The organism is Actinophytocola sediminis (assembly GCF_054779715.1).
This window is the reverse complement of record NZ_BAAGXS010000087.1, coordinates 39,258-62,618: the sequence shown is the minus strand read 5'-3', so window position 1 is coordinate 62,618 and position 23,361 is coordinate 39,258. Positions and strand designations below refer to the sequence as shown.

26 protein-coding genes are annotated in these 23,361 nt (G+C 72.4%); 23 read left to right on the top strand and 3 right to left on the bottom strand.

Translation table 11 applies throughout. The annotated features are described in order from the left end of the window. The 3 genes from ACYVIP_RS39695 to ACYVIP_RS39685 all read right to left on the bottom strand — a co-directional run. Nucleotides 1-247, bottom strand: a 247-nt coding sequence (locus ACYVIP_RS39695) for a hypothetical protein (protein WP_460406143.1), incomplete at its 3' end; no start/stop codon positions are given. Between the two features lie 60 nt (nt 248-307). Next, nucleotides 308-1,027, bottom strand: a complete 720-nt coding sequence (locus ACYVIP_RS39690) for a thioesterase II family protein (protein ID WP_460406141.1) — start codon at nt 1,025-1,027, stop codon at nt 308-310. Continuing rightward, nucleotides 1,024-2,295 carry an NB-ARC domain-containing protein gene (locus ACYVIP_RS39685; RefSeq protein ID WP_460406139.1) on the bottom strand — a complete coding sequence of 424 codons (1,272 nt, stop codon included), beginning with the start codon at nt 2,293-2,295 and terminating at the stop codon, nt 1,024-1,026. The genes ACYVIP_RS39690 and ACYVIP_RS39685 overlap by 4 nt, the downstream gene beginning before the upstream one ends. Before the next feature lie 253 nt (nt 2,296-2,548). Here ACYVIP_RS39685 and ACYVIP_RS39680 point away from each other — a divergent pair, with 253 nt between their 5' ends. The 23 genes from ACYVIP_RS39680 to ACYVIP_RS39570 all read left to right on the top strand — a co-directional run bounded on the left by ACYVIP_RS39680 (nt 2,549) and on the right by ACYVIP_RS39570 (nt 23,361). After that, a complete protein-coding gene (locus ACYVIP_RS39680; protein WP_460406137.1) occupies nt 2,549-2,674 on the top strand; it encodes a hypothetical protein in 126 nt (41 codons plus the stop codon). A gap of 94 nt (nt 2,675-2,768) precedes the next feature. After that, entirely contained in the window at nt 2,769-3,713 is a 945-nt protein-coding gene (locus ACYVIP_RS39675; RefSeq protein WP_460406135.1) for a 3-oxoacyl-ACP synthase III family protein, read from the top strand. After that, nucleotides 3,710-5,050, top strand: coding sequence for a preATP grasp domain-containing protein (locus ACYVIP_RS39670; RefSeq protein ID WP_460406133.1), 1,341 nt, complete (start codon nt 3,710-3,712; stop codon nt 5,048-5,050). The genes ACYVIP_RS39675 and ACYVIP_RS39670 overlap by 4 nt, the downstream gene beginning before the upstream one ends. Continuing rightward, nucleotides 5,047-6,333, top strand: a complete 1,287-nt coding sequence (locus ACYVIP_RS39665) for a type III PLP-dependent enzyme (protein WP_460406131.1) — start codon at nt 5,047-5,049, stop codon at nt 6,331-6,333. The genes ACYVIP_RS39670 and ACYVIP_RS39665 overlap by 4 nt, the downstream gene beginning before the upstream one ends. Before the next feature lie 5 nt (nt 6,334-6,338). Further along, entirely contained in the window at nt 6,339-6,602 is a 264-nt protein-coding gene (locus ACYVIP_RS39660; RefSeq protein ID WP_460406129.1) for an acyl carrier protein, read from the top strand. Nucleotides 6,603-6,605: 3 nt separating this feature from the next. Then, nucleotides 6,606-7,469: a hypothetical protein gene (locus ACYVIP_RS39655; protein WP_460406127.1), complete on the top strand. Its 864-nt coding sequence runs from the start codon at nt 6,606-6,608 to the stop codon at nt 7,467-7,469. After that, entirely contained in the window at nt 7,466-8,419 is a 954-nt protein-coding gene (locus tag ACYVIP_RS39650; protein WP_460406125.1) for a 3-oxoacyl-[acyl-carrier-protein] synthase III C-terminal domain-containing protein, read from the top strand. Before ACYVIP_RS39655 ends, ACYVIP_RS39650 begins: the two co-directional genes overlap by 4 nt. Next, nucleotides 8,416-9,042, top strand: coding sequence for an acyl-CoA dehydrogenase family protein (locus ACYVIP_RS39645; RefSeq protein WP_460406123.1), 627 nt, complete (start codon nt 8,416-8,418; stop codon nt 9,040-9,042). Before ACYVIP_RS39650 ends, ACYVIP_RS39645 begins: the two co-directional genes overlap by 4 nt. Beyond that, on the top strand, nt 9,039-10,178 hold the full coding sequence (locus ACYVIP_RS39640; protein WP_460406121.1) for an acyl-CoA dehydrogenase family protein: 1,140 nt from the start codon (nt 9,039-9,041) through the stop codon (nt 10,176-10,178). Before ACYVIP_RS39645 ends, ACYVIP_RS39640 begins: the two co-directional genes overlap by 4 nt. Next, nucleotides 10,171-11,025 (top strand): hypothetical protein, encoded by an 855-nt coding sequence (locus ACYVIP_RS39635; RefSeq protein ID WP_460406119.1) that lies wholly within the window; start codon nt 10,171-10,173, stop codon nt 11,023-11,025. Before ACYVIP_RS39640 ends, ACYVIP_RS39635 begins: the two co-directional genes overlap by 8 nt. After that, nucleotides 11,012-12,319: an MATE family efflux transporter gene (locus tag ACYVIP_RS39630; RefSeq protein ID WP_460406117.1), complete on the top strand. Its 1,308-nt coding sequence runs from the start codon at nt 11,012-11,014 to the stop codon at nt 12,317-12,319. Before ACYVIP_RS39635 ends, ACYVIP_RS39630 begins: the two co-directional genes overlap by 14 nt. Beyond that, nucleotides 12,316-12,768 carry a hypothetical protein gene (locus ACYVIP_RS39625; protein WP_460406115.1) on the top strand — a complete coding sequence of 151 codons (453 nt, stop codon included), beginning with the start codon at nt 12,316-12,318 and terminating at the stop codon, nt 12,766-12,768. The genes ACYVIP_RS39630 and ACYVIP_RS39625 overlap by 4 nt, the downstream gene beginning before the upstream one ends. After that, entirely contained in the window at nt 12,765-13,205 is a 441-nt protein-coding gene (locus ACYVIP_RS39620; RefSeq protein WP_460406113.1) for a hypothetical protein, read from the top strand. The genes ACYVIP_RS39625 and ACYVIP_RS39620 overlap by 4 nt, the downstream gene beginning before the upstream one ends. Then, entirely contained in the window at nt 13,202-13,624 is a 423-nt protein-coding gene (locus tag ACYVIP_RS39615) for a hypothetical protein (RefSeq protein WP_460406111.1), read from the top strand. Before ACYVIP_RS39620 ends, ACYVIP_RS39615 begins: the two co-directional genes overlap by 4 nt. Next, nucleotides 13,615-14,202 (top strand): GNAT family N-acetyltransferase, encoded by a 588-nt coding sequence (locus ACYVIP_RS39610; protein WP_460406109.1) that lies wholly within the window; start codon nt 13,615-13,617, stop codon nt 14,200-14,202. Before ACYVIP_RS39615 ends, ACYVIP_RS39610 begins: the two co-directional genes overlap by 10 nt. After that, nucleotides 14,202-14,585 (top strand): holo-ACP synthase, encoded by a 384-nt coding sequence (gene acpS, locus ACYVIP_RS39605; protein WP_460406107.1) that lies wholly within the window; start codon nt 14,202-14,204, stop codon nt 14,583-14,585. Before ACYVIP_RS39610 ends, acpS begins: the two co-directional genes overlap by 1 nt. Further along, nucleotides 14,582-15,310: a 3-oxoacyl-ACP reductase FabG gene (gene fabG, locus ACYVIP_RS39600; RefSeq protein WP_460406105.1), complete on the top strand. Its 729-nt coding sequence runs from the start codon at nt 14,582-14,584 to the stop codon at nt 15,308-15,310. The genes acpS and fabG overlap by 4 nt, the downstream gene beginning before the upstream one ends. Before the next feature lie 25 nt (nt 15,311-15,335). After that, nucleotides 15,336-15,599, top strand: a complete 264-nt coding sequence (locus tag ACYVIP_RS39595) for an acyl carrier protein (protein WP_460406103.1) — start codon at nt 15,336-15,338, stop codon at nt 15,597-15,599. A gap of 5 nt (nt 15,600-15,604) precedes the next feature. Further along, nucleotides 15,605-16,813: a beta-ketoacyl-[acyl-carrier-protein] synthase family protein gene (locus ACYVIP_RS39590; protein ID WP_460406101.1), complete on the top strand. Its 1,209-nt coding sequence runs from the start codon at nt 15,605-15,607 to the stop codon at nt 16,811-16,813. Then, a complete protein-coding gene (locus ACYVIP_RS39585; protein WP_460406099.1) occupies nt 16,806-17,852 on the top strand; it encodes a beta-ketoacyl synthase N-terminal-like domain-containing protein in 1,047 nt (348 codons plus the stop codon). The genes ACYVIP_RS39590 and ACYVIP_RS39585 overlap by 8 nt, the downstream gene beginning before the upstream one ends. Further along, nucleotides 17,849-19,360: an amino acid adenylation domain-containing protein gene (locus ACYVIP_RS39580; protein ID WP_460406097.1), complete on the top strand. Its 1,512-nt coding sequence runs from the start codon at nt 17,849-17,851 to the stop codon at nt 19,358-19,360. The genes ACYVIP_RS39585 and ACYVIP_RS39580 overlap by 4 nt, the downstream gene beginning before the upstream one ends. Next, entirely contained in the window at nt 19,357-20,232 is an 876-nt protein-coding gene (locus tag ACYVIP_RS39575) for a 3-hydroxyacyl-ACP dehydratase FabZ family protein (RefSeq protein WP_460406095.1), read from the top strand. Before ACYVIP_RS39580 ends, ACYVIP_RS39575 begins: the two co-directional genes overlap by 4 nt. A 3-nt stretch (nt 20,233-20,235) precedes the next feature. Continuing rightward, entirely contained in the window at nt 20,236-23,361 is a 3,126-nt protein-coding gene (locus tag ACYVIP_RS39570) for a S41 family peptidase (RefSeq protein WP_460406093.1), read from the top strand.

The window sequence follows — 23,361 nt, the reverse complement described above, 5'->3', positions numbered from 1 at the left end:
CGAGCAGCCGGTACAGCGCCGGCTCGTCCAGGCCGATGGCCGCGAGCCGGGCGGCGAACCGGTCGGCGGTGCCGAAGCCGGCGCGCCAGCTGGCCAGCCGGTCGGCGGCGGCCGCGAGCCCGTCGGCCGGGACGGGCAGGCTGCCTCGGGGAACGGGGCGTTCGGCGAGCGCGAGACCCGGCGCCCACCAGCCCGCCGGCAGCGCGCCTGCTCGGGGAGGTGGCTGCTCGGCGGGCTGCGATGTCATGGGGACGACCATGACAGGCGCCGGGCGGGTGGTCATGGGCGGAACATACGTAGTTTTCTCTCACCCGGTGGAGTAGGTGGTGGCCGCGGCCGCCACCAGGGCGTGCACCCGCGCGGGCGAGTCGCGGGTGAAGAAGTGCCCGCCGGGCACGATGTGCACCCGGCAGCCGGCGCGGGTGTAGGCCGCCCAGCCCAGTGCCGTTGACGGTGACATGAGCGGGTCGGTCGCGCCGGCCAGGACGTGGATGGGCACCGGCAGCGGCGCGGTGGCGGCCGGGCGGTGGCTGTCGACCAGCGCGATGTCGTGTTCGAGCAGGGCGCGGGCCGCGGTCGCCCAGCGGGGGAAGCGGCCGAGCCGGTCGCCCACCTCGTCGAGCAGCACCGCGAGCTGCGGATCGCCGGTGGCCACCGGCGATCCGTCATCCGGTGGCGGGTAGCCGCCGACCACCAGTGCCTCCGGTGTGGACCGTCCGGTCGCGACCAGGTGCCGGGTGAGCCGGTAGGCGATGAGCGCGCCCATACTGTGGCCGTACAACAGGAACCGGCCACCCAGATACTGTCCGATGTGGACGTCGAGATCGGCGATCAGCGTGTCCAGGTCGCGCACCGGGGGTTCACTCGCCCGCCCCTCCCGGCCGGGCAGCTGCACCGGGTACACGTCGAGCCTGCCGGCCAGTGCGGCCCGCCAGCCGGCGAACGCGGACGCCCCGCCGCCCGCGTGGTGAAAGCAGAACAGCCTCGGCACGCCACCGGCAGGCGGCCGGTCGAGGTAGCCGGTCATCGCAGTCGCCGGCTGAGGAAGTGCTGACGCACCAACGGGTCCAGCCGGTAGCGGGGCGCACCGTCCGGCCCGGTCCCTGCCGGCGAGAGCAGGTTCGCGTGTGCCAGCCGCTCGACGCCGTCGGCCGCGGTCCGCTCGTCGACGCCGAGGCGCTGGCACAGCTCGGCGGACTGGAACCGGCCGGGGTCCAGCAGCGCGATCCGGCTCGCCAGGTGGCGCTCGGCCGGCAGCAGCGTGTGGTCGTACTCGGCGATGCTGGTCCGCACCGACAGGTCCGCGACCGCCAGCCGGTCGAGCAGTTGGTGGGCGTCGGCGAGCGACGCGGCCAGGTCGGCCAGCGCGCGGCCGGGACGGGCCACCAGCCAGGAGCCGGTGATCTGCAGCGCGAGCGGCAGCCGGGAGCAGGCATCGGCGATGGCCCGGGCCGCGGCGGGCTCCGCGCGCACCCGCTCGACCCCGACCAGCCTGGCCAGCAGATGCACCGCGGCGTCCGCGCCGAGCGCGTCGAGCCGGACCGGGTAACCGCCGGGCAGCGCCATCAGCTGCTGGCGACTCACCAGCAGCAACGCGCTGGCCGAGGCACCGGTGAGCAGCGGCCGGACCTGCGCCTCGGTACGCACGTTGTCCAACACCAGCAGGACCCGCCGGTCGGTCAGGCCGGCCCGCAGCAAGGCGGCCCGCTCCTCGACACTGGGCGGCAGGTCGGTCGCGCCGAGCGAGCGCAGCACCCGGCCGAGCACGGCCAACGGCGGCAGGTCGCTCTCGCCCGGCCGGTCGAGGTCGGCATACACCTGGCCGTCGGGGAACCGGGTGCGCAGCCGGTGCGCCACGTGCACCGCGAACGCCGTCTTGCCCACCCCGGGACCACCGCTGACCAGCACCAACCTCGGCATCGGACCGTCGGTGAGCACCCGGCTGACCGCGGGCACAATCAGCTCCCGGCCGGCCAGCTCGGCCACGTCCGGCGGCAGCTCGCAGCGCCCGGCGCAGAGCAGCGCCGGCCGGCCCCGGCGGGTGGCGGCCAGCAGCTCGTCCCTGGCGTGCGCGCCCAACGCGAGCGCGGTGGCCAGCAGCTCGACCGACTGCTGCTGGGGCCGTTCGGTGCGGCCCAGCTCCAGGTTGCGGATGGCCCGGACGCTGAGCCCGGACCGTTCGGCCAGGTCCTCCTGGGTCAGCGCGGCCGCCAGCCGCTGTGCGCGCAGCACCGCGCCGAACGGGGTGTCGGCGTCGGCCTTGGTCGACGTCGGCCGGGCTAACGGCAGGGTCATCGGGGCACCTCCCGGTGGATGGTCGGACGCCCAACGGTCGCTCACCGGCCGTGGGTGGCGCATGGGTGGACCACACCCACTTTCCGCCGGTGGGTACGGGCAATCACCGCGTGTAGGTGAGCTGTTCCGGAAACGAATGGTGTGCCGGTCGAAGTGCCGGTCGAAGTTCCTGGTCGGCATTTTCCGCATCGTGTTCTGTAGGAGTCGTCGCCGGCACAACCGGTCGGCGGCAAACCGAGGAAAGGTGAATCACATGGCCAAGAGTGCTGCGAAGGCCGCCGCCAAGCAGGCCGCCAAGCAGGCTGCGAAGGCGGCCGCCAAGGCCGCGGCGAAGGCGGCCGCGAAGGCGTCGGCAAAGGCCGCGGCGAAGGCTGCCTGATTCCGATGGCGACATGACTCCGCCACCTTTGTGCGGTGGCGTCATGTCGCCATCTATCGCCATCGTGTGCTTTTTTCCACAGAAAGGACCTGCTGTGCCCCACCTGCGACAGATCGGTACGTTCGTGCCCGACGAGCGCGTGTCGATCGCCGAACTGTCCGACTATCTCGGGCTGAGCAAGGCACAGGTCCGGGTGCACACGAAGTTCTTCGGTCAGGACAGGGTCGCCGACGCCGGCGACCGCGACCTGGTCGGGATGCTGGTGCCCGCCGGCGAGCAGGCGCTGGCCGGCGCCGACCGTGACTCGGTGCGCTACCTCGTCTACGCGCACACGATCCAGTACATCGCGCCGGTGGGGCACCGGGTGCTGGATCGGGTGCGCGCCGAGCTTGGTCTGCGCAACGCGACGACTTTCGCGCTGTCCCAACAACACTGCGCGTCCCCGCTGTACGCGGTGCGGCTGGCCGAGTACCTGTGCCGCGACGCCGGCCCCGGCTCCAGCGTGCTGATCATGACCGGGGAGAAGGCGATCTCGCCGCACTTCCGGCTGATCCCGGGCACCACGGTGATGGGTGACGCGACCGCGGCCTGCCTGTACGGCGACGGGCCTGGCGGCGACGAGGTGCTGGCCGTCGCGGTCCGCACGCTCGGCCGGTTCTACCAGTGCAACGACTGCCCGGACGAGCTGCTCGCCGAGTACGTCAAGGTCTACGGCGACACCGTCACCGGCGTCATGCGCGACGCGCTCGACCAGGCCGGGCTCACGTTCGCCGACGTCGACCTGGTGTTGCCGCACAATGTCAACACGTTCTCCTGGCGGAAGATCTCCGTCGGCTCGGGAATTCCGCTCGACCGGATCTACCTGGACAACGTGTCCACCCTTGGCCATTGTTTCGGGGCCGATCCGTTCATCAATCTGGCCAGCGCACGAAAATCCGGAAAGGTCCGGCCAGGCGATGTCGTGCTGCTGGTCGCCGCCGGGCTGGGTGCGACCTTCGCGGCGATCGCCGCCCGGATCGGAGAAGGGCTTTCGACATGAATTTCGCAACCCGCCTGAAACTGGCGCTGGTCGGCGACCAGCACGCCCGGTTCGTCTATCTCAACAATTTCGAGGTGGAGCGTTCCTGGGCGCGGGGCGAGCCGTCGCTGCCCGGCGCTGGCATCGCGTTCGCCGCGACCACGGTGAACCGGATGGAGGAACTGGGGGTGCTCCTGGCCGGCGACGAGGACGTGGTCGTGCTCAAGGCGCCGGTCGACCCCGGCTACGCCGGCTACCTCGCCGGTCTCGGGGCCGCCGCCGGGCGCACGCTGTGGGCGGAGAACAGCGACCCGGCCCGCACGGTCACCGAGGACGCGCTGGCCTCCCCCGAGCTGATCGCCGCGCTGCGCGCGCTGGCCGACGGCCGTACCTACCTGATGCCGCTCGGCATCTCACCGGCCGAGGAACAGCTGGCCAAGGAGACCGGCCTGCCGCTGGCCGGGCCGTCCGCGCAGACCTGCAAGGCGGTCAACGGCAAGATCTTCAGCCGCCGGCTGGTCGAGCGGCACGGCCTCACCGGCGTGCCGGGCGCCGTCGTGGAGACCGCCGACCAGCTGGACGGCGCGCTGCGCGAGCACCTGCCGCCCGGCGGCAAGGCGGTGGTGAAGGAGTCCCTCGGCGTGTCCGGGCGCGGCATGGTCGTGCTCGACGACCAGGACCGCGCACAACGCCTGGTGCGCATGGTGCTGCGGCGCAACCAGGGCGCGCGGGTCGACTACGTGGTCGAGCGGTGGATCGACAAGGTGCTCGACCTGAACTACCAGGTGATCGTGTCCCGCCGGGGCGAGGTCTCCTTCGAGGCGGTCAAGGCGGCGGTCGTCGACCAGGGCGTCCATAAAGGACACATGTTCCCGGTCGAGCTGACCGTCGGCCAACTGGCCACGCTCACCGAGGCCGGCGAGGTCATCGGCCGCGCGCTGTTCGCCGAGGGCTACTTCGGCGTGGTCGGCATCGACGCCATGCTCGGCCGGGACGGCACCGTCTACCCCTGCCTGGAGATCAACGCCAGGTTCAACATGTCGACCTACCAGAGCCGGATCGCGGAGCGGTTCGTCGGCGATGGCCGGCACGCGGTCGCCGCCACCATCGGCCTGCGCCCGCACCGGCGGCACACCTTCGAGGAGGTCACCGCCGCGCTCGGTGACCTGCTGCACGACGGGTCGGACCGGCCCGGGTTCCTGATCAACAACTTCGCCACGCTCAACGCGGCCGCCACCGACGGCACCCAGTTCCACGGCCGGATCTACGGGATCTGCATCGCCGACGACCCGGCCGGGGCGCTGGCGCTGCGCGCGGACGTCGAGCGGGCACTGTCCGAACTGGTGGCCACCCCATGAACACCCCCAACGTCCAAGGCATCCCCTACCCCGAGCTGGCGCGGGAGTTCGGCACCCCGCTCTACGTCTACGACGGCGACGTGCTCACCGGCACGCTGACCGAGCTGCGCTCGCTGCTGCACCCCGATCTCGAGGTGTTCTTCTCCCTCAAGTCCAACCCGAACATCAGCGTGTTCGGCCTGCTGCGCCTGGCCGGCGCGCGGGCCGAGGTGTCCTCTCTGGTCGAACTGCGCACCGTGCTCGCCGCCGGCGCGCGGCCGGAGGACATCATCTTCCTCGGCCCCGGCAAGAGCGACCGGGAGCTGGTCGCCTGTATCGAGACCGGGATCTACGCGATCGTCTGCGAGTCGTTCGACGAGCTGGACCGGATCGACCGGTTCGCCGGCGAACACGGTGTCCGGCAACGGGTGCTGCTGCGGATCAACGCCGCGTGCGCGGTCAGCGGCTCCCGGCTGACCATGGGCGGCAAGCCGCGCCAGTTCGGCATCGACGAGGCCGAGGTGCTCGACGCCGGCCGGCTCGACACCCGCCACCGGTACGCGGACGTCGCCGGCATCCAGGTCTACCTTGGCACCCGCATCCTGGACGCGACCGTGGTCGCGCGGAACACCAGGTACGTACTGGAGTTGGCCGAGCGGGTCGCGGACCGGTGCGGGATCCGGCTGGACGCGGTGGACATCGGCGGCGGCCTCGGCGTGCCGTACTTCGACGGCGAGGACGACCTCGATCTGTTGCTGCTGGCCAAGGAGCTCAACCCGCTGCTGGCCAGGTTCGCCGCCGACCACCCGGACACCCGGCTGATCATGGAGTCCGGCCGGTTCCTCACCGCGCGCGCCGGCACGTACCTGATGCGGGTGCGCTACGTGAAGGAGTCCATGGGCGAGCGGTTCGCGGTCACCGACGGCGGCACGCACCACCACATGGCCGCGGTCGGCATCGGCTCGTTCGTCAAACGCAACTTCCCGGTGTCGTTGTGCGGGCGCGCGGCCGACGGCCCGGCCAGGCCGTGGAACGTCACCGGTCCACTGTGTACGCCCAACGACACGGTGGTGAAGAACGCGGCCCTGCCGGACCTGCTGGTGGGTGACCTGCTCGGGGTCGAGCGGTCCGGCGCGTACGGCCCGACGGCCTCGCCAGGGCTGTTCCTCAGTCACGGCTTCCCGGCGGAAGTGTTGGTGCACAACGGAAAAGCGCACCTGGTCAGGACCAGGGACCAGCCGGAGGACCTGCTCGGCCCGCAGCGCCTCATCGACCTCACGGAAACAACAGTAGGAAAGGACTGATCATCATGGACCGCGCACAGATCATCGAACACGTGCGGATCTCGCTCAGCGACGTGCTCAACCGCGAGCTGCCCGCGCTCACCGGCGAGACCCGGCTGTTCGAGGACCTCGCGCTCGACTCGACCAGCGTCATCGAACTGCTGATGGGCCTTGAGGACACCATCGGCATGGAGATCGACCCTGACGACCTGGAGCCGGAGGTCTTCCAGACCGTCGACCGCCTCACCGACTACATCGAGCGCGGCTTCAACAAGGTCTCGGTGGGCTGACCGATGGCCGCGCCGACGACGCTGCCCGCGCTGCCCGGCGAGTGGGTGTCCGCACCGGCACTTGGCGGGGTACGGCTGTCCGGTCTCACCGCCGGGGTGTACCCCGGCCGCCGGGAGTACCGCTACAGCGCCCACCAACAGCGGATCGCCACGGATTTGCTCGTCGCGTTCGGCCGGGACGGTGCGGACCAGGCGGCGGAGTCCTGGCGTGGCCACAGTTTCGTGTCGATGACCGAGGACCTGCTCACCGCCAGGCCGGCGCCACTGTCCGAGTTGGACCACGTGCTGTTGGCCTACCAGACACCGGATCTGCACGTCGGTGAGGCGGTCGGCTGCTATCTCACCGAACGGTGTCCCGGCCACCCGCAGTCGCTCGGCGTGTCCGAGCAGGGTGCCGGCGCGTCGTTCACCGCGCTGCGGGTGGCCGGCGCGATGGCGCGGGCGGGTGCGTTGCGGCAGGGATTGTTGTTCGTGTTGGACCAGACCAGCCCGCTCACCGAACCCGGTGAGGTGCCCGACACCCGCCGGGACGCCGGGGTGGTGGTCGACCTCGGTGCCGGCGGCGACCTGGAGTTGGTCGAGTCCGGGCACGTGCGGACCGACCGGCCGGCACCGGAGCTGGCCACGGTGCGCGAGCGGCACCGCGGCCTGCCGGTGATCGTCGGCACCGCGCTCGCCGCGTGCCTGCCGCTGCCGGACCGGTTGGCCGACGGGGTGACCGTCGCGCCCGCCGACCACGCGATCACCAGCGTGTGGTTCGCGCTCGCCGCACTGTGGCCGCTGCGCGGGCCGGTGCTGCTCGCGGACTACGACCGGTACGCGGGCGGGCTGTACACCGCGCGCCTGGATCCGGTGGTGGACCGGTGAACGTCGCGCTGTCGCGGATGACGATCGGCATGCCGAGCCGCACCGAGCCGGTCGCCGACATCCTGGCCCGCAACGACCACTCGGTGGCCCAGCGGCGGATGTTCGAACGGGTGTACCAGCTGCGGCAGAGCCCGACCCTCGGCGAGGGTGAGCAGATGGCGGACCTGTTGGTGCGCACCGGGAAACGCGCGCTGCGGGACCGGAGGGCCGATTTAGTCCTGTATGGACACACGTTGCAGATCCAGCCGTTCGCGCGTGACGGCGGGTTCGCCGGTCGCGTGCGTGCCGGGCTCGGTCTTGGCGAGGTGCCGTTCTTCGGGGTGTCGCACGTGGCGTGCACGTCGGTGCTGCGGTCGGTTGAGCTGGCCGGTCGCTTCCTGTCCCGCGACGAGCGGGCGGGCGACGAGTGCGTGCTGGTGCTCGGCGGCGACCAGGGCAGTGTCTCGGACCGGACGCGCATCGTGCCCGGCATGACCGTCGGCGGCGACGCCGCGGTCGGTTTCCTGATCGAGCGGGCCGAGCGCGGCGGGCGGTACCGCGTGCGGTCGACGGCGAGCGGGCGGGACACCCGGTTCCGGCGCAGCCTGCGGATGAGTGCCGACGAGCTGCGGCTGTTCGGCGCGGTGTGCGCCGACCAGCTGCTGGCGACCGTCGACCGGGCGCTCGCCGGCGCCGGACTGTCCCGTGTGGACGTCGACTGGGTGATGCCCCACCTGTCCAACGCGATGTTCTGGAAGACGGTGTCCGCGAAGTCCGGGATCGCCATGTCGAAGTTCCGCACCGAGCTGCTTCCGGTGCAGGGACACAACTTCGGCACCGACGCGCTGATGGCGCTCGACCACGCCGACCGGGCGGGCGACCTGCGCGCCGGCCAGCGCTGCGTCCTGATCTCCCTCGGCCAGGGCGCCTACTACCAAGTTGTCGTGATCGAGATCGCGGAGGAGCGATGAGCACCGCCCTGTGTGGCCCCAACTTCACCGAGTTCGAACAGCTTGGGCAGACCGCGGGTCTGGCCGCCGGGCTCGCGCGGGCGCTGGCCGATCTGTCCGAGGCCGACCTCGCCCCGGCCGCGCCGGGACGGTTCGCCGCCGTCCCGGTCGAGCGGGTCGGCGAGGCCGCCACCGTCGCGCACAACCTGGCCGCGGCCGAACGCGTCGCGATCCTCGACCTGCGCGCGACCGACACGGCCAAGACCCCCGACCACGCGATCACCGTCGGCCTGCGGCTCGCCGCCGTCCGCATCGGACTGACCCGCTGGCTGCTCGACGAGGCGGTCGCCCACCTGAGCACGCGCACCGGCGGCGGCGAGCCGCTGATCCGCAAGCAGCTCAACCAGGGCACGGTCGCCGACGTCCTCGCCGGCCTGGAGCTGCTGCGCCGCTACCTGGAGACGACCGCGCTCAGCCCCACCATCGAGTCCGTTGTGGACATCCACCAGCAGCTCGCCGAGCTCGGCTGGGAGGTCACCCGGCTCTTCGGCGCCAGCGGCTACCTCGCCGACCACCCCGTGCGCGCGCTCTATGTCGCCGGCCTGGTCGCGAACACCTGGGTCAGCAAGGGAGAACTGCCATGATCGACGTCGACGACCGGCTGCGCGCCAGCCGCGCGGCCACCTCGGCCGCCGCCGAGGACCTGCGCGCCAGGGCGCTGGCGGTGGACACCGACCCGACCAACCTGGCGCCCCACCTCGACTCGCCAGCGCTGCGGATGATGCGGCTGTTCACCACCCCCGCCGAGTACCGCGACGAACAGCTCGCCGAACTGCCAGACCACCTCGGGATCGGCACCTGCCTGGAGAAGGTGGTCGGCACCGTCGAGCTGGCCCGAGGCGACGCCGGCGTGGTGCTCGCCATGCCCGGCCCGGCACTGGCCGGCGTGGTCGTGGACGTGCTCGGCGGCCCGGCACAGCAGGAACGCTTCTACCGCAGGCTCGCCGGCGGTCGCACGTGGACGTTCTTCGCGATGAGCGAGCCGGAGCGGGGCAACGACGCCACCGCGATCACCACCAGGCTCGACCGGGTCGCGCCCGGCGAGTACCGGCTGTACGGCCACAAGCGCTACATCGGCAACGGCGCCCGCGGCGGCATCGGCGTGGTGTTCGCCAGAACCGGCCCATCGCCACTGTCCATCCGCGCGGTGCTCGTCGAGGCACCAGCCGACCGGTTCACCGCCACCCCGCTGCCGATGGTCGGCCTGCGCGGCGCCTACCTGTCCGAGCTGTGGTTCGACGGCCTGCGGGTGACCGAGGACATGCTGCTCGGCCAGCACCTGCCGCCGACCAGGCGCGGGATCTGGGGCGCCATGCGGACGTTCAACAACATGCGCATCCAGGTCGCCGCGCTCGCCGTGGGCACCGCGTACGCGATCCACGACCTGGTCACCGAACTGCGGCCGCACGCACCGGGCATCGACCGGTACGCCGCGCGGATCGAGGCCGCCCGTCACCTGGTCTACGACATGGCCGCGCAGGTCGACCACGACTCCGAGCAGGCCTATTTCCCGTCCTCGGCAAAGCTCTCCGCCGTCCCGTTGGGACTGTCGGTCGCCGGCTGGGCGACCGAGGCACTCGGCCCGGCCGCGTTGTTCGAGCACCCGTTGCTGGAGAAGTGGTGCCGCGACGTCCGCGCCTTCGAGTTCATGGAGGGCACCACGAACATCCAACGCCTGCACGTGGCGCAGGGCTACCTCAAGGGGCGCAGCGATGGTTGACCGGCGCAGGCCAACCGACCTGTGGCATCCGCTGACCTACGCGGAGGGCCCGCTGCCCGCGCTGTCGCCCCGACGCGGCGAACCCCGCCCACCGGCACTGTCGGTGTCGGCGATCGCGGTGTCGGTGAACGACACGCCGCCCTATGTCCCGGTACCCGGGATCACCGGCCAGTGGCGGCAGGAGACCGAGCAGGTGCTGGCCGGACTCGGGATGCGCCAACGGGTCGGCGGCTACGCGGTGCTGACCGAGGCGCCCCCGGGCGCGGACGTGGCCGAACGGGCGCTGGCCGCACTCGGGCGACTCGACCACCCGGAGCCGTTCTACCTGGTGCGGTCCGGGCCAGGGCCGGACCCGTTCGTGGCGATGCTGCCCAGCCTGGTGCACCAGTTCCCCTGGCTCGGCGACGATCTGGGCATCACCCACCTCGACGAGCTGGGCGGTCTGGCGCTGTTCGGGTTGCTGAGCTGGTCGGTGCCGGCGGGTGGCGGCGCGATCGCGCTGGTGGTCGACCAGCCGGTGTACGTGCCCGACGACCACACCCCGGCGACGGTGTCCGCGGTCGCGCTGCGAGTGCACCGGGGCGCCGGCCCGGTCCGGGTGACCGCATGGGCCGAGGGCCCGCCGCCGGTCGCCGCGCTGGCCAGCGTGTCGGCGGTGTTCTCCGGGCCCGGCCCGTGCGACGCCTGGCTCGCGCTGCACGAGGCGCTGCGCTCGGGGACGGTCCGCGACGGCGACCGGGTGCTGCTGCGCGCGGGCCGTGGCGACGCGGAGGCATGGGGTCAGCTGGAGATCATCGACCGCGGCGGGTTGCGGCTGGGCACGGGGAGCTGCCATGACGACCGTTGACCGGGTGGCAACGCCCGGCCCCGAGATCGGCTACTGGCGCATCGCCGGCCTGGCCGCCCCGCTCGTACTGTCCAATGTGGTCCTACTGGGCTCCCAGCTCGCGGTGACCGGGCTGATCGGCCGGATGGGCGACGCCGCGCTGTACCTCCGCTCGGTCTACGCGCCGGTCGCGTTGCTGTTCCTCGCGGTCACCACCGGCCTGTCGGTCACCGTGCAGGTCGTGGTCGCGCGCAGCATCGGACGCGGCGACCACCGGGAGGTCGGCACCCACCTCGGCAGCGCGGCCAGGATCGGCGCGCTGCTCGCGGTGGCCGTCGGCGGCGCGCTGGTCGGGCTGTCCGGGGTGTTGGCCGCGCTGGTGGAGGTGCCGCCGGAGCACACCGCGACCTTCCGCGCCTTCCTCGCCGCGATGGCCGCCGCCAACCTGCTCGGCGTGCTCGGCGAACTGACCGCCGCGGTGTTGCGCGGCACCGGCCAGGGCCTGCCGTCGGCGGCACTCACCGGCTGCTATGTGACCCTGCAGCTGGCGCTCATCATCGTGTTCAGCGACGCCGGGTTGATGATCGTGCCGCTGGCCGCCGCCATCGCGGGGGCGATCGAGTTGGCGCTGGGCATCGCCGTACTGCGCCGGCAGGGAATCCGGCCGCGCGGGTGGCGACCGGAGGTGCTCGGCCTGCTCGGCCCGGTCGGCATCCCGGTCGGCGCGTCCTACTTCGTGCTGTTCGCGGTGAACCTGTTGCTGCTGCGGATCGTCGCGCCGGCGGGTGAGGCGGCGGTCGCCGGGTTCTCGGTCGCCTACACCGTGCAGACGTTCGTGATCGTGCCGGCGGTCGGCTTCGGGTCGGCGATCGCGGTACTGACCAACCAACGGCTCGCGGCCGGGCTGCCGGCGATCTCCGTGCTGCACCGGGGAGTGCTCGTGGTCGCCGGCAGCTACGCGGTGGTCACGCTGGCCGTGGTCACCGCTGGCCGGCCGCTGATGGGCCTGCTGGCGCCTAGCGAGCGGATCCTGGCGCACGCCGAGGCGTTCATCGCGGTCGTCGGCCCGACCTTCGGCGCGACCGCGCTGATGATCGCGCTGGTGACCGTGCTGGAGCAGATCGGCCACGGCGCGGCCGCGCTGGCACTGAATCTCAGCTACTTCGCCGCGGTGGTCGCGATCGGCGAGTGGGTGGTGACCGGCACCGACCTCGGTCCGCTCTACACCACGATGGCCGTCGCCGCGATCGCCAGCCTCGGCACCGGGTTGCCGTTCGCCTGGCGGCTGGCGAGCCGGAAAGCGAGACAGCCATGAACAGCGCGGTACTCGACCTGTTCACCGAACCGGGGTTCTTCTTCCGCACCGCCGAGCCGGACACGCTGGCCGAGCACGAGATCCGCGGCCTGCTCGACGAGGAGACCCGCGAGATCCGCGAGATCCGCGACGGCGATCGGGTGATCGGGCTCTGGGCGGTCGAGCAGATCGGCGGCGACCAGGGCGGGCACTACCAACTGCACCTGCGGCTGTCCTCCTCGGTGTCGGACGAGCGCTGGCTACGCGCCTACCACGACGTGCTGCGCGCACTGCGCCACGAGCGCGAGTTCGTCCGGCTCCAGCAGGTGGTCGGCGAGTTCGACGAGCGCGGGCTGCGGATCTGCCGGGCGCTCGGCATCCCGGAGGACGGCACGCTGCGCAACGTCGTGGTGCACGGCGGCCACCGCTACGGAAACGTCTACTTCGGACACATCGAGGAGCCGGCATGATGCTCACCGGTTACCGTGAGACCGACCAGCCGCTCCTGAGTGGACACTGGGTGCGCGGCGAGCTGCTCGGCCTGCCCGATCCCGCCCGGCCGCCGCTCACCGCGCCGAGCACGATCGAGCCGCGCGACGTGTACGTGCTGCGGGACCAGGCGATCGTGCGCTTCGCCGAGCTGGACTGGGTGCACCGCAGGGCACGGCTGGAGATCGGGGTGCGCGAGGGACGCACCGATCTGGCCGGCATCGTGCGGCTCGCCGTCCGGCACGGGTTCACCGTGCTGAACCTGCACCGCCTCCACGGCTGGGTCACCCCGGCCGCCGGCACCCCGACCGGACCTCTCGAAGCGGCCGGGTTCGTCCGGGAAACCGTGGTCCCGCAGGCGATCTGGTACGCCGGCGCGCCGGTCGACCGACAGCAGTGGGGAGTGATCCGGCCATGACCGAGCTGACCAGGCTGACGCTGGCCGACGGCGTGCGGCTGCTGGCCGCCACCGGCACCCGGGGCTTCCTCGGCCTCGACCCGGTGACCCAGAACTACGCCCTGTTGGCCCAGCTGCTCAGCGCGCGACAGGCGCGGCTGTTCGGTGCCGGCGACGCGGTCGTCGGCTACGCGCCCAACCTGGACCAACCCCGGCAGGCGCAGGTCGCGACCACGTCCACCGATCCCGAGGTACTCACCGGCTTCACCGACTACCTGCGCCGCTACGGCCGGTACACCTCGTTCCTGTGCCTGGACGGGCCGTCCACCGCGCTGCGCGGGTTCCGGCTGGTCGGCACGCTGCGCGCGCACGTGTACCGCGGCGGCGGCTACCACGACGTGGACGTGCACCTGAGCACCGGGAGCCAGCCATGCGCGTGACCATCCGGCACTTCACCGAGGCCGACCTGGAACTGCGGACCGAACTGTTGCGGGACACCCTGTTCCAGGCCAACCTGACCGACTTCGCCACGCTGACCGACACCGACCGGCTCATCGCCGGCCAGCGCGCCACCATCGAACGCGAGCACGACGTCAAGCGGATCTTCACCGTCGTCGGCCAGCGCGACCAACCCGTCGGGTTCGTCTGGATCACCTCGATCGACTGGCGCAGCCAGACCTGCGAGCTGTCGATCGCGGTGCTGCCGCGCTACCGGGGCGGGTACGGGCTCACCGCGATGGCCGCCGCGCTGCGCTATGTCCACGACGAACTGAACATGGCGGCGATCGTCAGCCAGGTGTTGGCGCACAACACCATGCTCCAGTCCGCCGAGCTGCTGGCCAGCCGGCACAGCGTCACCTGCCCCTACGACTCGTTCACCGTCGGCGAGTGGCGAACGGCGCTGTACTGGGCCCAGACCCGCGCGGAGTTCTACGCCGACGGCGAGGAGTGGGAGCGACGCCGGGCACGGCGCCGGGACCGGATCCGAGCGGCCACCGCGAACGTCGGGGCGTCCTGATGCGCATCGGCGTCGATCTGCTGAGCGTGTCCCGGTTCGCGCGGGTGGCCGCGCACCGGCGCTACCGCACCGTGGTGTTCACCGAGGCGGAGCTGGCCGAGGCGGCCACCCTGGCCGAGCCGAGGTTCACCGAGCGGCTCGCCGGCCGGTTCTGTGCCAAGGAGGCGGTGGCCAAGGCGCTGGGCCGCGGCTTCGGCCAGGGACTGTCCTGGCGGGACATCGAGGTGACCGCGAACACCTGGGGTGCGCCGGTCGTCGCGCTGCACCGGGGCGCGCGCAGGCTCGCCGACGAGTCCGGCGTCCGGACCGTCGAGCTTTCCCTTACCCACCAAAGCGATCTGGTCGTGTGCGTGGCGACCGCGATGACCGAGGAGACGGCATGAACCGGGTAGCGATCGTGACCGGTGGGTCGCGCGGAATCGGCCGGGCGGTCGCCGCGCGGCTCGCCGAGGACGGCTACGACATCGGGTTCTGCTTCCGGGGCGACGACGTCGCCGCCAAGCAGACCGAGGAGCTGGTCGCCGACCACGGCCGCGCGGTCCACAGTGAACGGATCGACGTGGCGGACTTCGCCGAGGTCGGTGAGTTCACCAGACGGGTCGAGGACAAGCTTGGCCCGGTCGAGGTGGTGGTGGCCAACGCGGGCATCGTGCGCGACCGGCCGCTGGCCCTGATGTCCGAACAGGACTGGTCGGCGGTGGTGCGCACCAACCTCGACGGGGTGTTCAACATCTGCCGGGCAGGCGTGTTCGGCATGATCCGGCGCCGGCGCGGGGTGGTGGTCACGATGTCGTCGGTGTTCGGCGTGACCGGCAACGCCGGGCAGGCCAACTACGCCGCGTCCAAGGCCGGGATCATCGGCTTCACCCAGTCGCTGGCCAAGGAGACCGGCCGCTACGGCGTGCGGGCCAACGTGGTCGCCCCCGGGTTCGTCGACTCCGACATGGTCGCCGACCTCAGGCACCGGGCCGAGCTGGAAGCCGGCATCGCGCTCGGCCGGTTCGGCCGCCCGGCCGAGGTCGCGGACGCGGTGTCGTTCCTGGTGTCCGACCGGGCCGCCTACATCACCGGCACCGTCCTGCGCGTCGACGGCGGACACAACCGCTGAGCAACACCCAACCGAAGGAGAAACCATGCAGCACACCGTGCTCGACCCGGTCCGCGGCCGGCTGGACGAGATCGCCGCGATCGCCGCCGACCTGTTCTGCGCGACCACCGAGGAGATCGTGGCCGCGGAGTCCTTCGTGGACGACGTGGACGCCGACTCGCTGTTGGCCATCGAACTGCTGTCCAGGCTGGAGAAGCGGTTCGGCATCACCATCCCCGAATCGTCCCTGATCCGTATCGTCAACCTCCGCGAGACCTACGCGGTGGTCGCCGAGTCCGCAGGCTGGTGATGGACATGCGTCCGCGCGTGGTCATCACGGGCATCGGGCCGGTGTCCAACATCGGCGTCGGCGTCGGCGAGTTCGGTGCCGCGCTGCGTGCCGGACGCAGTGGCATCAGTGCCATCACCAGCTTCGACACCACCGGGTTCGAGCGCGTCCGGGCGGGCGAGGTGGCCGACTTCCGCCCGGCCGAGCTGCTCCACCGACTGTCCGAACAGGACTGGGGGCGGTCGTCGCTGTTCGCCGCGGCGGCCGCGCGGCTGGCGGTCGCCGACGCCGGCGTCGAGCTGCCAGACGGCCGGACCGCGGTGGTCGTCGGCACCACCGGCGGCGAGCTGGTGCCGCTGGTCGAGCTGACCGAGTCCTGGTACCGCAACGGTTTCCACACCCCGGACCGGTCGACCGCGGTCAAGCTGCCGGCCAGCAGGCTGGCCATCGCGGTCGGCGCCGAGCTCGGCGTGCGGTGCGAGGCGGTCACCCTGGGCACGGCGTGCGCAGCCGGCAACTACGCGCTCGGCTACGCCTGTGACCTGATCGCCGCCGGCGCGGCGGACGTCGCGGTCGCGGGTGGCGCGGACTCGGTCGGCCGGTTCTTCCACGCCGGCTTCCACCGCCTCGGCGCGCTGGCCGGCGAGCGGTGCAGCCCGTTCGACCGGGACCGCACCGGCATGGTGACCGCGGAGGGCGGCATCGCCATGGTGCTGGAGAAGCTGGACGTGGCCGTGGCGCGCGGGGCGCGGATCTACGCCGAGGTGCTCGGCTACGGCATGACCTGCGACGCCGCGCACCCGGTCGCGCCGGACGCGGACAGTATCGCGCGCTGTATGCGGGTGGCGCACAAACGGTCGGGCATCACGCCCGACCAGGTGGACTACATCTGCGCACACGGCACCGGCACGCGCACCAACGACCTGGTGGAGACCACGGCCGCGCGGGCGGTGTTCGGCCAGGCGCTGCCGCCGATGAGCTCGATCAAGTCGATGCTCGGCCACACGATGGGCGCGGCGAGCGGGTTCGGCGCGGCCGCCTGTGCGCTCGCCATCACTAACGGTTTCCTGCCACCCACGATCAATCACGTGACCACCGATCCGGAACTGCACGGCGTCGACCCGGTGCCGAACACGTCCCGGCCGGCGGAGGTCAGGATCGCGCAGAACAACGGCTTCGCCTTCGGCGGCAACAACGCCATCGTGCTCCTCGGAAAGGTGGACTCCCATGCCTAGTCACACCGGGCTGGTCTTCACCGGGGTGGGGACCGTGCGGCCGGAGTCGGTGGAGGCTGACAAGCGGGCGTTTGTGGTGGTGGGGTTGGACTTCGTCCGGGTGTTGGGGCGCAGGACCGCGCGGTTCAACAACCGCACCACCAACCTCGCGTTGGTCGCCGGGGGCGCGGCGCTGGCCGACGCCGGGTTCGCCGTCACCGACGACAACCGGGACGCCGTCGGGGTGTCCTTCGGCACCACCTGCGGCAGCGTGACCGGCGGCGTCGAGTTCGGCTGGGACTCCTTCGACCGGGAACGGCCGCACATGGTCAACCCGGTCGCCATGCCCAACCTGGTGATCAACACGACCGCGGGCGCGATGGCCATCAAGTACGGCCTGCGCGGCGCCAACTCGACCATCGCCGCCGGCCCGCTCGCCGGCCTCGGCGCCCTGCGGCACGCCGCGACGACCCTGCTCGCGATGCACGCGGACACGGTCCTGGTCGGCGCGGCCGAAGAGGTCACCGAACCCACCACGCTGCTGGCCGCCGCCACCCGCCCGGACGCCGTGCCCGGCGAGGGCGCCGCGATGCTCGTGCTGGAACGCGCCGACGTCGCGCTGGCCGCCGGCCGCCGCCCCCACGCCACGCTCGGCGCCGTACGCACCCGCACCGGCGACCCCACGCACCCGGACACCATCCGCGCCATGGTCGCCGACACGCTCACCGCGGCCGGCACCGACCCGGGACACGTCCGGTGGCTGGCGATGCGGCCGACCGGCGACGCCGAGGTCGACGACAGCCAACGCGTCGGCCTGCGTGCCGTGCTGCCCCTCACCCCGGACACCAGCACCGAGGAGATCGGCGACTGCTACAGCGGCCATGCCGCACTGCAACTGGCCACCCTCGTCGACCGGGCGCGCACCCAGCGCTGGGGACCGGACGACGCGGGCGTGGTCGTCGCGGTCGACCAGGACGGCGCACTCGCCTGCGCGGTGGTCACCGGCTGGTCCGACCAGGACAACCCGTTGCGCCCCACCGATTCCCAGGAGTACCGATGACCAGCGGACTCGACACCCGCACCGGCACGCTCACCGGCTGGTTCCGCCGAGGGCTCACCGCCAACCCCGACGGCACCGCGCTGAGCGTCGGCGGCGCCTCGCTGACCTACACCGAACTGCACCAACGGGCTCTGGGCGTCGCCGGGGCGATCGTCGCCGCCACCGGCGGCAACCCCGGCCGGGTCGGCGTGCTGGCCCACCGGACACTCGACGCGTACGTCGCGATCCTCGGCGCCTGGTACGCGGGCGGCACCGCCGTACCGCTGAACCCGGAGTACCCGGCGGAGCGCACGCACAACATGATCACCGGCGCCGGACTGTCCACACTGGTCGCCGACCACGGTGGGGTCGCGGTGCTGCCGGAACTGGCGGCCGCGCTGCGCGGGGTGCCGGTGGTGACCGAGCCCGGCGAGCCGCTCACCGCGCCGGTCGAGGTGGCCGCCGAGGACATCGCCTACGTGCTGTTCACCTCCGGGTCGACCGGACGGCCCAAGGGTGTGCCGGTGCGACACCGCAACGTCGACCACTACCTGCGGACCATGCACGCCCGCTACGGGTTCACCCAGCACGACGTGTTCTCCCAGACCTTCGACCTCACCTTCGACCTGGCCATGTTCGACCTGTTCACCGCGTGGGGCTGCGGCGGCCGGCTGGTGTGCGTGCCGCCGACCGCCTTCCTGTCCATTGAGGACTTCCTGGCCAGGAACGGGATCACCGTGTGGTTCTCCTCGCCCAGCGTGGTGTCGCTGGTGCGCAGGCTGCGCGGGCTCACCCCGGGGTCGATGCCGACGCTGCGGTGGAGCCTGTTCTGCGGCGAGCCGCTGCTCGCCCAGGACGCGGCCGGCTGGCTGGCGGCCGCGCCGGAGTCCACTGTGGAGAACCTGTACGGCCCGACCGAGCTGACCATCTCCTGCAGCGTGCACCGCTGGCACCCGGACACCTCGCCCGCGTTGTGCGTCAACGACATCGTCTCGATCGGCCGCCTCCACGATGGCATGTCCTCGGTGCTCGTCGACGGGGACAGAAACCCCGACCAGGAGGCGGGTGAGCTGTGCGTGCGCGGCGCGCAGCTGTTCCCCGGCTACCTCGACCCGGCCGACGACACCGGCCGGTTCCTCGAACTCGACGGCCATCGCTGGTATCGCACCGGCGACCTGGTCCGACGGCTGCCCGGTGGTGAGCTCGCCTATCTCGGCCGGCGGGACAGCCAGGTGAAGATCCGTGGCGTGCGGATCGAGCTGGCCGAACTGGACTGGGGCCTGCGGCGCTGCACCGGCGTACAGGACGCGGTCACGGTCGCGGTCGACGGTGAGCTGGTCTCCTTCTACGTCGGCACCGACACCCCGGCCGCGGACCTGGTGACCGAGCTGGGCACGATGCTCCCGCGCAACATGCTGCCGCGCCACCTCCGTCACCTGGACCGCTTCCCGCTCAACGCCAACCGCAAGATCGACCGGCCGGCGTTGGCCGCGAGCGCGCGCCGGGTCCTTGGCGGTGACCGGCCATGATCACCAGCACAACCACCGGCACGGCCCGCCCACTGTCGGCTGTGGACGATGTGCTGATCGGTGCCGGCGGTGCGCTGAGCGCGGTGCAGACCATCCGCGCCGACAACCCGTACCTGGCCGGGCACTACCCCGGCCGGCCGATCTACCCCGGGGTGTTCGTGCTCGAGTCGGCGCTGCAGGCCACCCGCCGGCTGCTGGGCCACCACGACCTGGTGCTCGCCGAGGTCGAGTCCGTGCGGTTCCGGACACCGCTGCTGCCCGGCGACACCCTGCGTCTCGCGTTGTCGATCACCCCAGCCGAGGACGGCTATCTCGTGCGTGCCAAGGGTCCGGCCGCGACCGCGGTCCTACGCTGTGTCCGGCCGACCGCCCGCCCGGCGGCGCCCGTCGGCACCGCCGTACCGCGACCGCACCCACCGGCCGCGACGGTGAACGTGCGGGACCTGTTGCCACACCGGCCGCCGATCCTGCTCACCGACCGGGTCGTCGAGCACGTCCCGGGCGAGCGGGCGGTCACCGAGTTCACCGTGCGCACCACCGAACCCTGCTACCGTGACCTGCCGTCCGAACTGGACCGCCGGGCGTGCGCCTACCCGGACTCACTGGCACTGGAGTCGTTCACCCAGGCCTGCGCGGTGCTGTTCCTGCTGAGCAGGCCACGGGTCGCCGGCACGCTGGCGTTCGGCGCCGCCCGCGCGGTTCGCCTGCACGAACCGGTGTTCCCCGGCCAGACGATGCGCCACGAGGTGCACCTGACCCGGGTCGTCGGCGACACCGCGCTGGTCCACGGTCAGACCACTGTGGACGGCCGGGTGACCATGACCGCCGGCACGCTGACCGTGCTGGCCCGCGACGGCCTGGCCAGGCGGTAACCGATGCGCGGCTACCTGCGGTTCCCGACGATCCACGCCGAGCGCGTGGTGTTCGTGGCCGAGGACGACCTGTGGTCGGTGCCCGCCGGCGGCGGCACCGCGACCCGGCTCACCGCCGGCCTGTCCGAGCCGGCCTCCCCCCGGCTCTCACCGGACGGCACCCTGGTGGCGTTCGTCGCCGCCGAGGACGGCCCGCCGGAGGTGTACGTCCTGCCGGTGGCCGGCGGCGCCGCGCGCAGGCTGACCTACGACGGCACCCGCTGTGCGGTCACCGGGTGGCACCCGGACACCGGCGAGATCGTGTTCGCCAGCGCCGCCGGCCTGCCAACCGGGTTCGGTACCCGGCTGTTCGCGGTCGAGCCGGACGGCGGGCTGCCCCGCCTGCTGCCCTACGGTCACGCGAGCGCGCTCGCCTTCGGCCACAGTGGACTGCTCGCCATCGGCCGCAACACCGCCGATCCGGCACGCTGGAAGCGTTATCGCGGCGGCACCGCGGGCGAGCTGTGGATCGCCGGGCCGGCCGGCGAGTTCACCCGGCTGCCCGTCGACGGCAACCTCGCCGCCCCGTGCTGGCTTGGCGACCGGCTCTACTTCCTGTCCGACCGGACCGGAGTGTCCACAGTGCACTCCTGGACAACCGACGGTGAACTGACCGAACACGACGCACCGCTGGACTTCTACGCGCGCAACCTGAGCGGCGACGGTGCCCGGCTCGTCCACCACGCCGGCGGCGAACTGTACCTGGTCGAGCCGGGCGCCCCGACCAGACGGATCGACGTGGCGCTACCCAGCTCACGGACCCAGCGGGGCAGGCGGTTCTCCCCCGCGGCCGACCACCTGCACAGTGCGGTGCCCGCGCCGGACGGGTCCGCGCTCGCGGTCGTCGCCCGCGGCAAGGCGTTCACCATGCCCACCTGGTCCGGCCCGGCACGCCAGCACGGCCTGGCCGACGGCGTGCGCTACCGGCAGCTCTGCTGGCTCGCCGGCGGCACCCACCTGGTCGCGGTCGCCGGCGACGACCGGCCGGCCGAACGCCTGGTGCTGCTGCCGATGGCCGGCGGCGAGCCGACCGAAGTGTCCGATGTGGACTTCGGGCTGATCACCGAGGTCGCGGCGGCACCCGCCGGCCAACTCGTCGCGGTGGCCACCCAGCGCCAGGAACTGCACCTGGTCGACCCCGCCGCCCCGACCCGGCTGCTCGACCACGCCCAGCACGGCCGGATCGAGGACCTGGCCTGGTCGCCGGACGGCCGCTGGCTGGCCTACGCCTACCCGAACTCCGCGCGAACCACCGGCATCCGGCTGGTCGAGGTGGCCACCGGGCGGATCGTGCCGGTCACCCGGCCGGTGCTGCACGACGTCCGCCCGAGCTTCGACCCCGACGGCCGGTACCTGTACTTCGTCGGACAGCGGGACTTCACCCCCGACCACGACCAGGTCTGCCTCGGCCTCGGCTTCCCACTCGGCCGACGGCCCTACCTGGTGACCCTGTCCGCCGCCACGCCATCCCCGTTCGCACCGGCGCCCAAACCGTTGGCCGCCGAGTTCGAGGACCCGCCCGAACGCGCGGCGGTCGAGGTCGTGGTCGACCCGGACGGGATCGACCGCCGAGTCATCGCCCTCCCGGTGCCGGAAGCCCGCTACCAACGCGTCCTCGGCCTCCGCGGCAAGGTACTGCTGCTGTCCGAGCCGGTGACCGCCCACAGTGGACCGACCGGGCGGGTGGAGCTGCTGGACCTGACCACCGGCGAGGCCGAGGAGCACCTCACCGGTGTCGACGACCTGGTGCTCAGCGCGGACGGCGGCACCCTGGTGTGCCAGGCGGACAAGCGGTTGCGGGTGCTGCGCGCCCAGCACGCCCCCGAGGACACCACCTCCGATGATCCCGGCCGGGACACCGGCTGGGTGGACCTCGACCGGCTCAAGGTCGCGGTCGACCCCGGCGCGGAATGGCGCCAGATGTTCCGGGAGGCCTGGCGGCTGCAGCGGGAGAACTTCTGGGACCGCGACATGTCCGGAGTGGACTGGGACGCGCTGTACCAGCGCTACCTGCCGCTGGTGGACCTGATCGCCAGCCGGGGCGAGCTGTCGGACCTGATCTGGGAGCTGCACGGCGAACTGGGCACCTCACACGCCTACGAGTCCGGCGGCGAGTACCGCCAACGACCCGAGTACGCGCAGGGCTTCCTCGGCGTCGACTGGCAGGTGTCGGCCGGCCGGTGGCGGATCGCGCGGATCCTGCGCGGCGACCCGTGGGACGAACAGGCCACCTCCCCGTGCAACCGACCGGGCACCGACATCGCCCCCGGCGACGAGGTGATCGCGGTCAACGGCCAACCCGTCGGCACCATCGGCCCGGCCCGGCTGCTGGTCGGCCAGGCCGGCCAGGAGGTCGAGCTGACCGTCGCCCGCGACGGCACCCCACCGCGACGGGTCTGCGTGCGCGCGCTCGCCGACGAGTCCCCCGCCCGCTACCGCGACTGGGTCGAGGCCAACCGCGCCACCGCCGACGCGCTGTCCGGCGGCCGGGTCGGGTACCTGCACGTGCCGGACATGACGCTGCGCGGCTACGGCGAGTTCACCAGAGCGTTCCTCACCGAACACGACCGCGAGGCGCTGGTGGTCGACGTGCGGTTCAACTCCGGCGGCTTCGCCTCCTGGCTGATGCTGGAGAAACTGGCCAGGCGCCGGCAGGGCCACGAGACCGGCCGGTGGAGCGGACGCGCGCCCTACCCGCCGGAGTCGCCACGCGGCCCGATGGTCGCGCTCACCAACGAACACGCCGGCTCCGACGGCGACATCTTCAGCCACGTGTTCACCACCCTCGGCCTCGGCCCGCTGGTTGGCAAACGCACCTGGGGCGGCGTGGTGGCCACCTGGCCGCGCCACGACCTGGTGGACGGCACCACCACCACCCAGCCAGAGTTCGCCTACGAGTTCGCCGGCCGGTGGCTGGAGAACCACGGCGTGGAGCCGGATGTGGTGGTCGACCCCGCGCCCCACGACCACGTCGACGGCGTCGACCACCAGCTGTCCGCCGCGATCCGCCTGGCCATGGCCCAACTGCCGGCGTCGTCGCCGGCCACGGCCGAGTCGACCCTGCTGGCCGCCAACACCTTTGGGAGGTAG

Excerpts from the sequence above, each read along its gene's own strand:
- ACYVIP_RS39615 (WP_460406111.1), top strand. The coding sequence starts at position 13,202 with ATGACCGAGCTGACCAGGCTGACGCTGGCCGACGGCGTGCGGCTGCTG.
- acpS (WP_460406107.1), top strand. The coding sequence starts at position 14,202 with ATGCGCATCGGCGTCGATCTGCTGAGCGTGTCCCGGTTCGCGCGGGTG.
- ACYVIP_RS39660 (WP_460406129.1), top strand. The coding sequence starts at position 6,339 with ATGGACCGCGCACAGATCATCGAACACGTGCGGATCTCGCTCAGCGAC.
- ACYVIP_RS39670 (WP_460406133.1), top strand. The coding sequence starts at position 3,710 with ATGAATTTCGCAACCCGCCTGAAACTGGCGCTGGTCGGCGACCAGCAC.
- ACYVIP_RS39630 (WP_460406117.1), top strand. The coding sequence starts at position 11,012 with ATGACGACCGTTGACCGGGTGGCAACGCCCGGCCCCGAGATCGGCTAC.
- ACYVIP_RS39665 (WP_460406131.1), top strand. The coding sequence starts at position 5,047 with ATGAACACCCCCAACGTCCAAGGCATCCCCTACCCCGAGCTGGCGCGG.
- ACYVIP_RS39570 (WP_460406093.1), top strand. The coding sequence starts at position 20,236 with ATGCGCGGCTACCTGCGGTTCCCGACGATCCACGCCGAGCGCGTGGTG.
- ACYVIP_RS39635 (WP_460406119.1), top strand. The coding sequence starts at position 10,171 with ATGGTTGACCGGCGCAGGCCAACCGACCTGTGGCATCCGCTGACCTAC.
- ACYVIP_RS39685 (WP_460406139.1), bottom strand. The coding sequence starts at position 2,295 with ATGACCCTGCCGTTAGCCCGGCCGACGTCGACCAAGGCCGACGCCGAC.
- ACYVIP_RS39580 (WP_460406097.1), top strand. The coding sequence starts at position 17,849 with ATGACCAGCGGACTCGACACCCGCACCGGCACGCTCACCGGCTGGTTC.
- ACYVIP_RS39595 (WP_460406103.1), top strand. The coding sequence starts at position 15,336 with ATGCAGCACACCGTGCTCGACCCGGTCCGCGGCCGGCTGGACGAGATC.
- fabG (WP_460406105.1), top strand. The coding sequence starts at position 14,582 with ATGAACCGGGTAGCGATCGTGACCGGTGGGTCGCGCGGAATCGGCCGG.
- ACYVIP_RS39645 (WP_460406123.1), top strand. The coding sequence starts at position 8,416 with ATGAGCACCGCCCTGTGTGGCCCCAACTTCACCGAGTTCGAACAGCTT.
- ACYVIP_RS39625 (WP_460406115.1), top strand. The coding sequence starts at position 12,316 with ATGAACAGCGCGGTACTCGACCTGTTCACCGAACCGGGGTTCTTCTTC.
- ACYVIP_RS39590 (WP_460406101.1), top strand. The coding sequence starts at position 15,605 with ATGCGTCCGCGCGTGGTCATCACGGGCATCGGGCCGGTGTCCAACATC.
- ACYVIP_RS39610 (WP_460406109.1), top strand. The coding sequence starts at position 13,615 with ATGCGCGTGACCATCCGGCACTTCACCGAGGCCGACCTGGAACTGCGG.
- ACYVIP_RS39655 (WP_460406127.1), top strand. The coding sequence starts at position 6,606 with ATGGCCGCGCCGACGACGCTGCCCGCGCTGCCCGGCGAGTGGGTGTCC.
- ACYVIP_RS39585 (WP_460406099.1), top strand. The coding sequence starts at position 16,806 with ATGCCTAGTCACACCGGGCTGGTCTTCACCGGGGTGGGGACCGTGCGG.
- ACYVIP_RS39680 (WP_460406137.1), top strand. The coding sequence starts at position 2,549 with ATGGCCAAGAGTGCTGCGAAGGCCGCCGCCAAGCAGGCCGCCAAGCAG.
- ACYVIP_RS39620 (WP_460406113.1), top strand. The coding sequence starts at position 12,765 with ATGATGCTCACCGGTTACCGTGAGACCGACCAGCCGCTCCTGAGTGGA.
- ACYVIP_RS39575 (WP_460406095.1), top strand. The coding sequence starts at position 19,357 with ATGATCACCAGCACAACCACCGGCACGGCCCGCCCACTGTCGGCTGTG.
- ACYVIP_RS39640 (WP_460406121.1), top strand. The coding sequence starts at position 9,039 with ATGATCGACGTCGACGACCGGCTGCGCGCCAGCCGCGCGGCCACCTCG.
- ACYVIP_RS39690 (WP_460406141.1), bottom strand. The coding sequence starts at position 1,027 with ATGACCGGCTACCTCGACCGGCCGCCTGCCGGTGGCGTGCCGAGGCTG.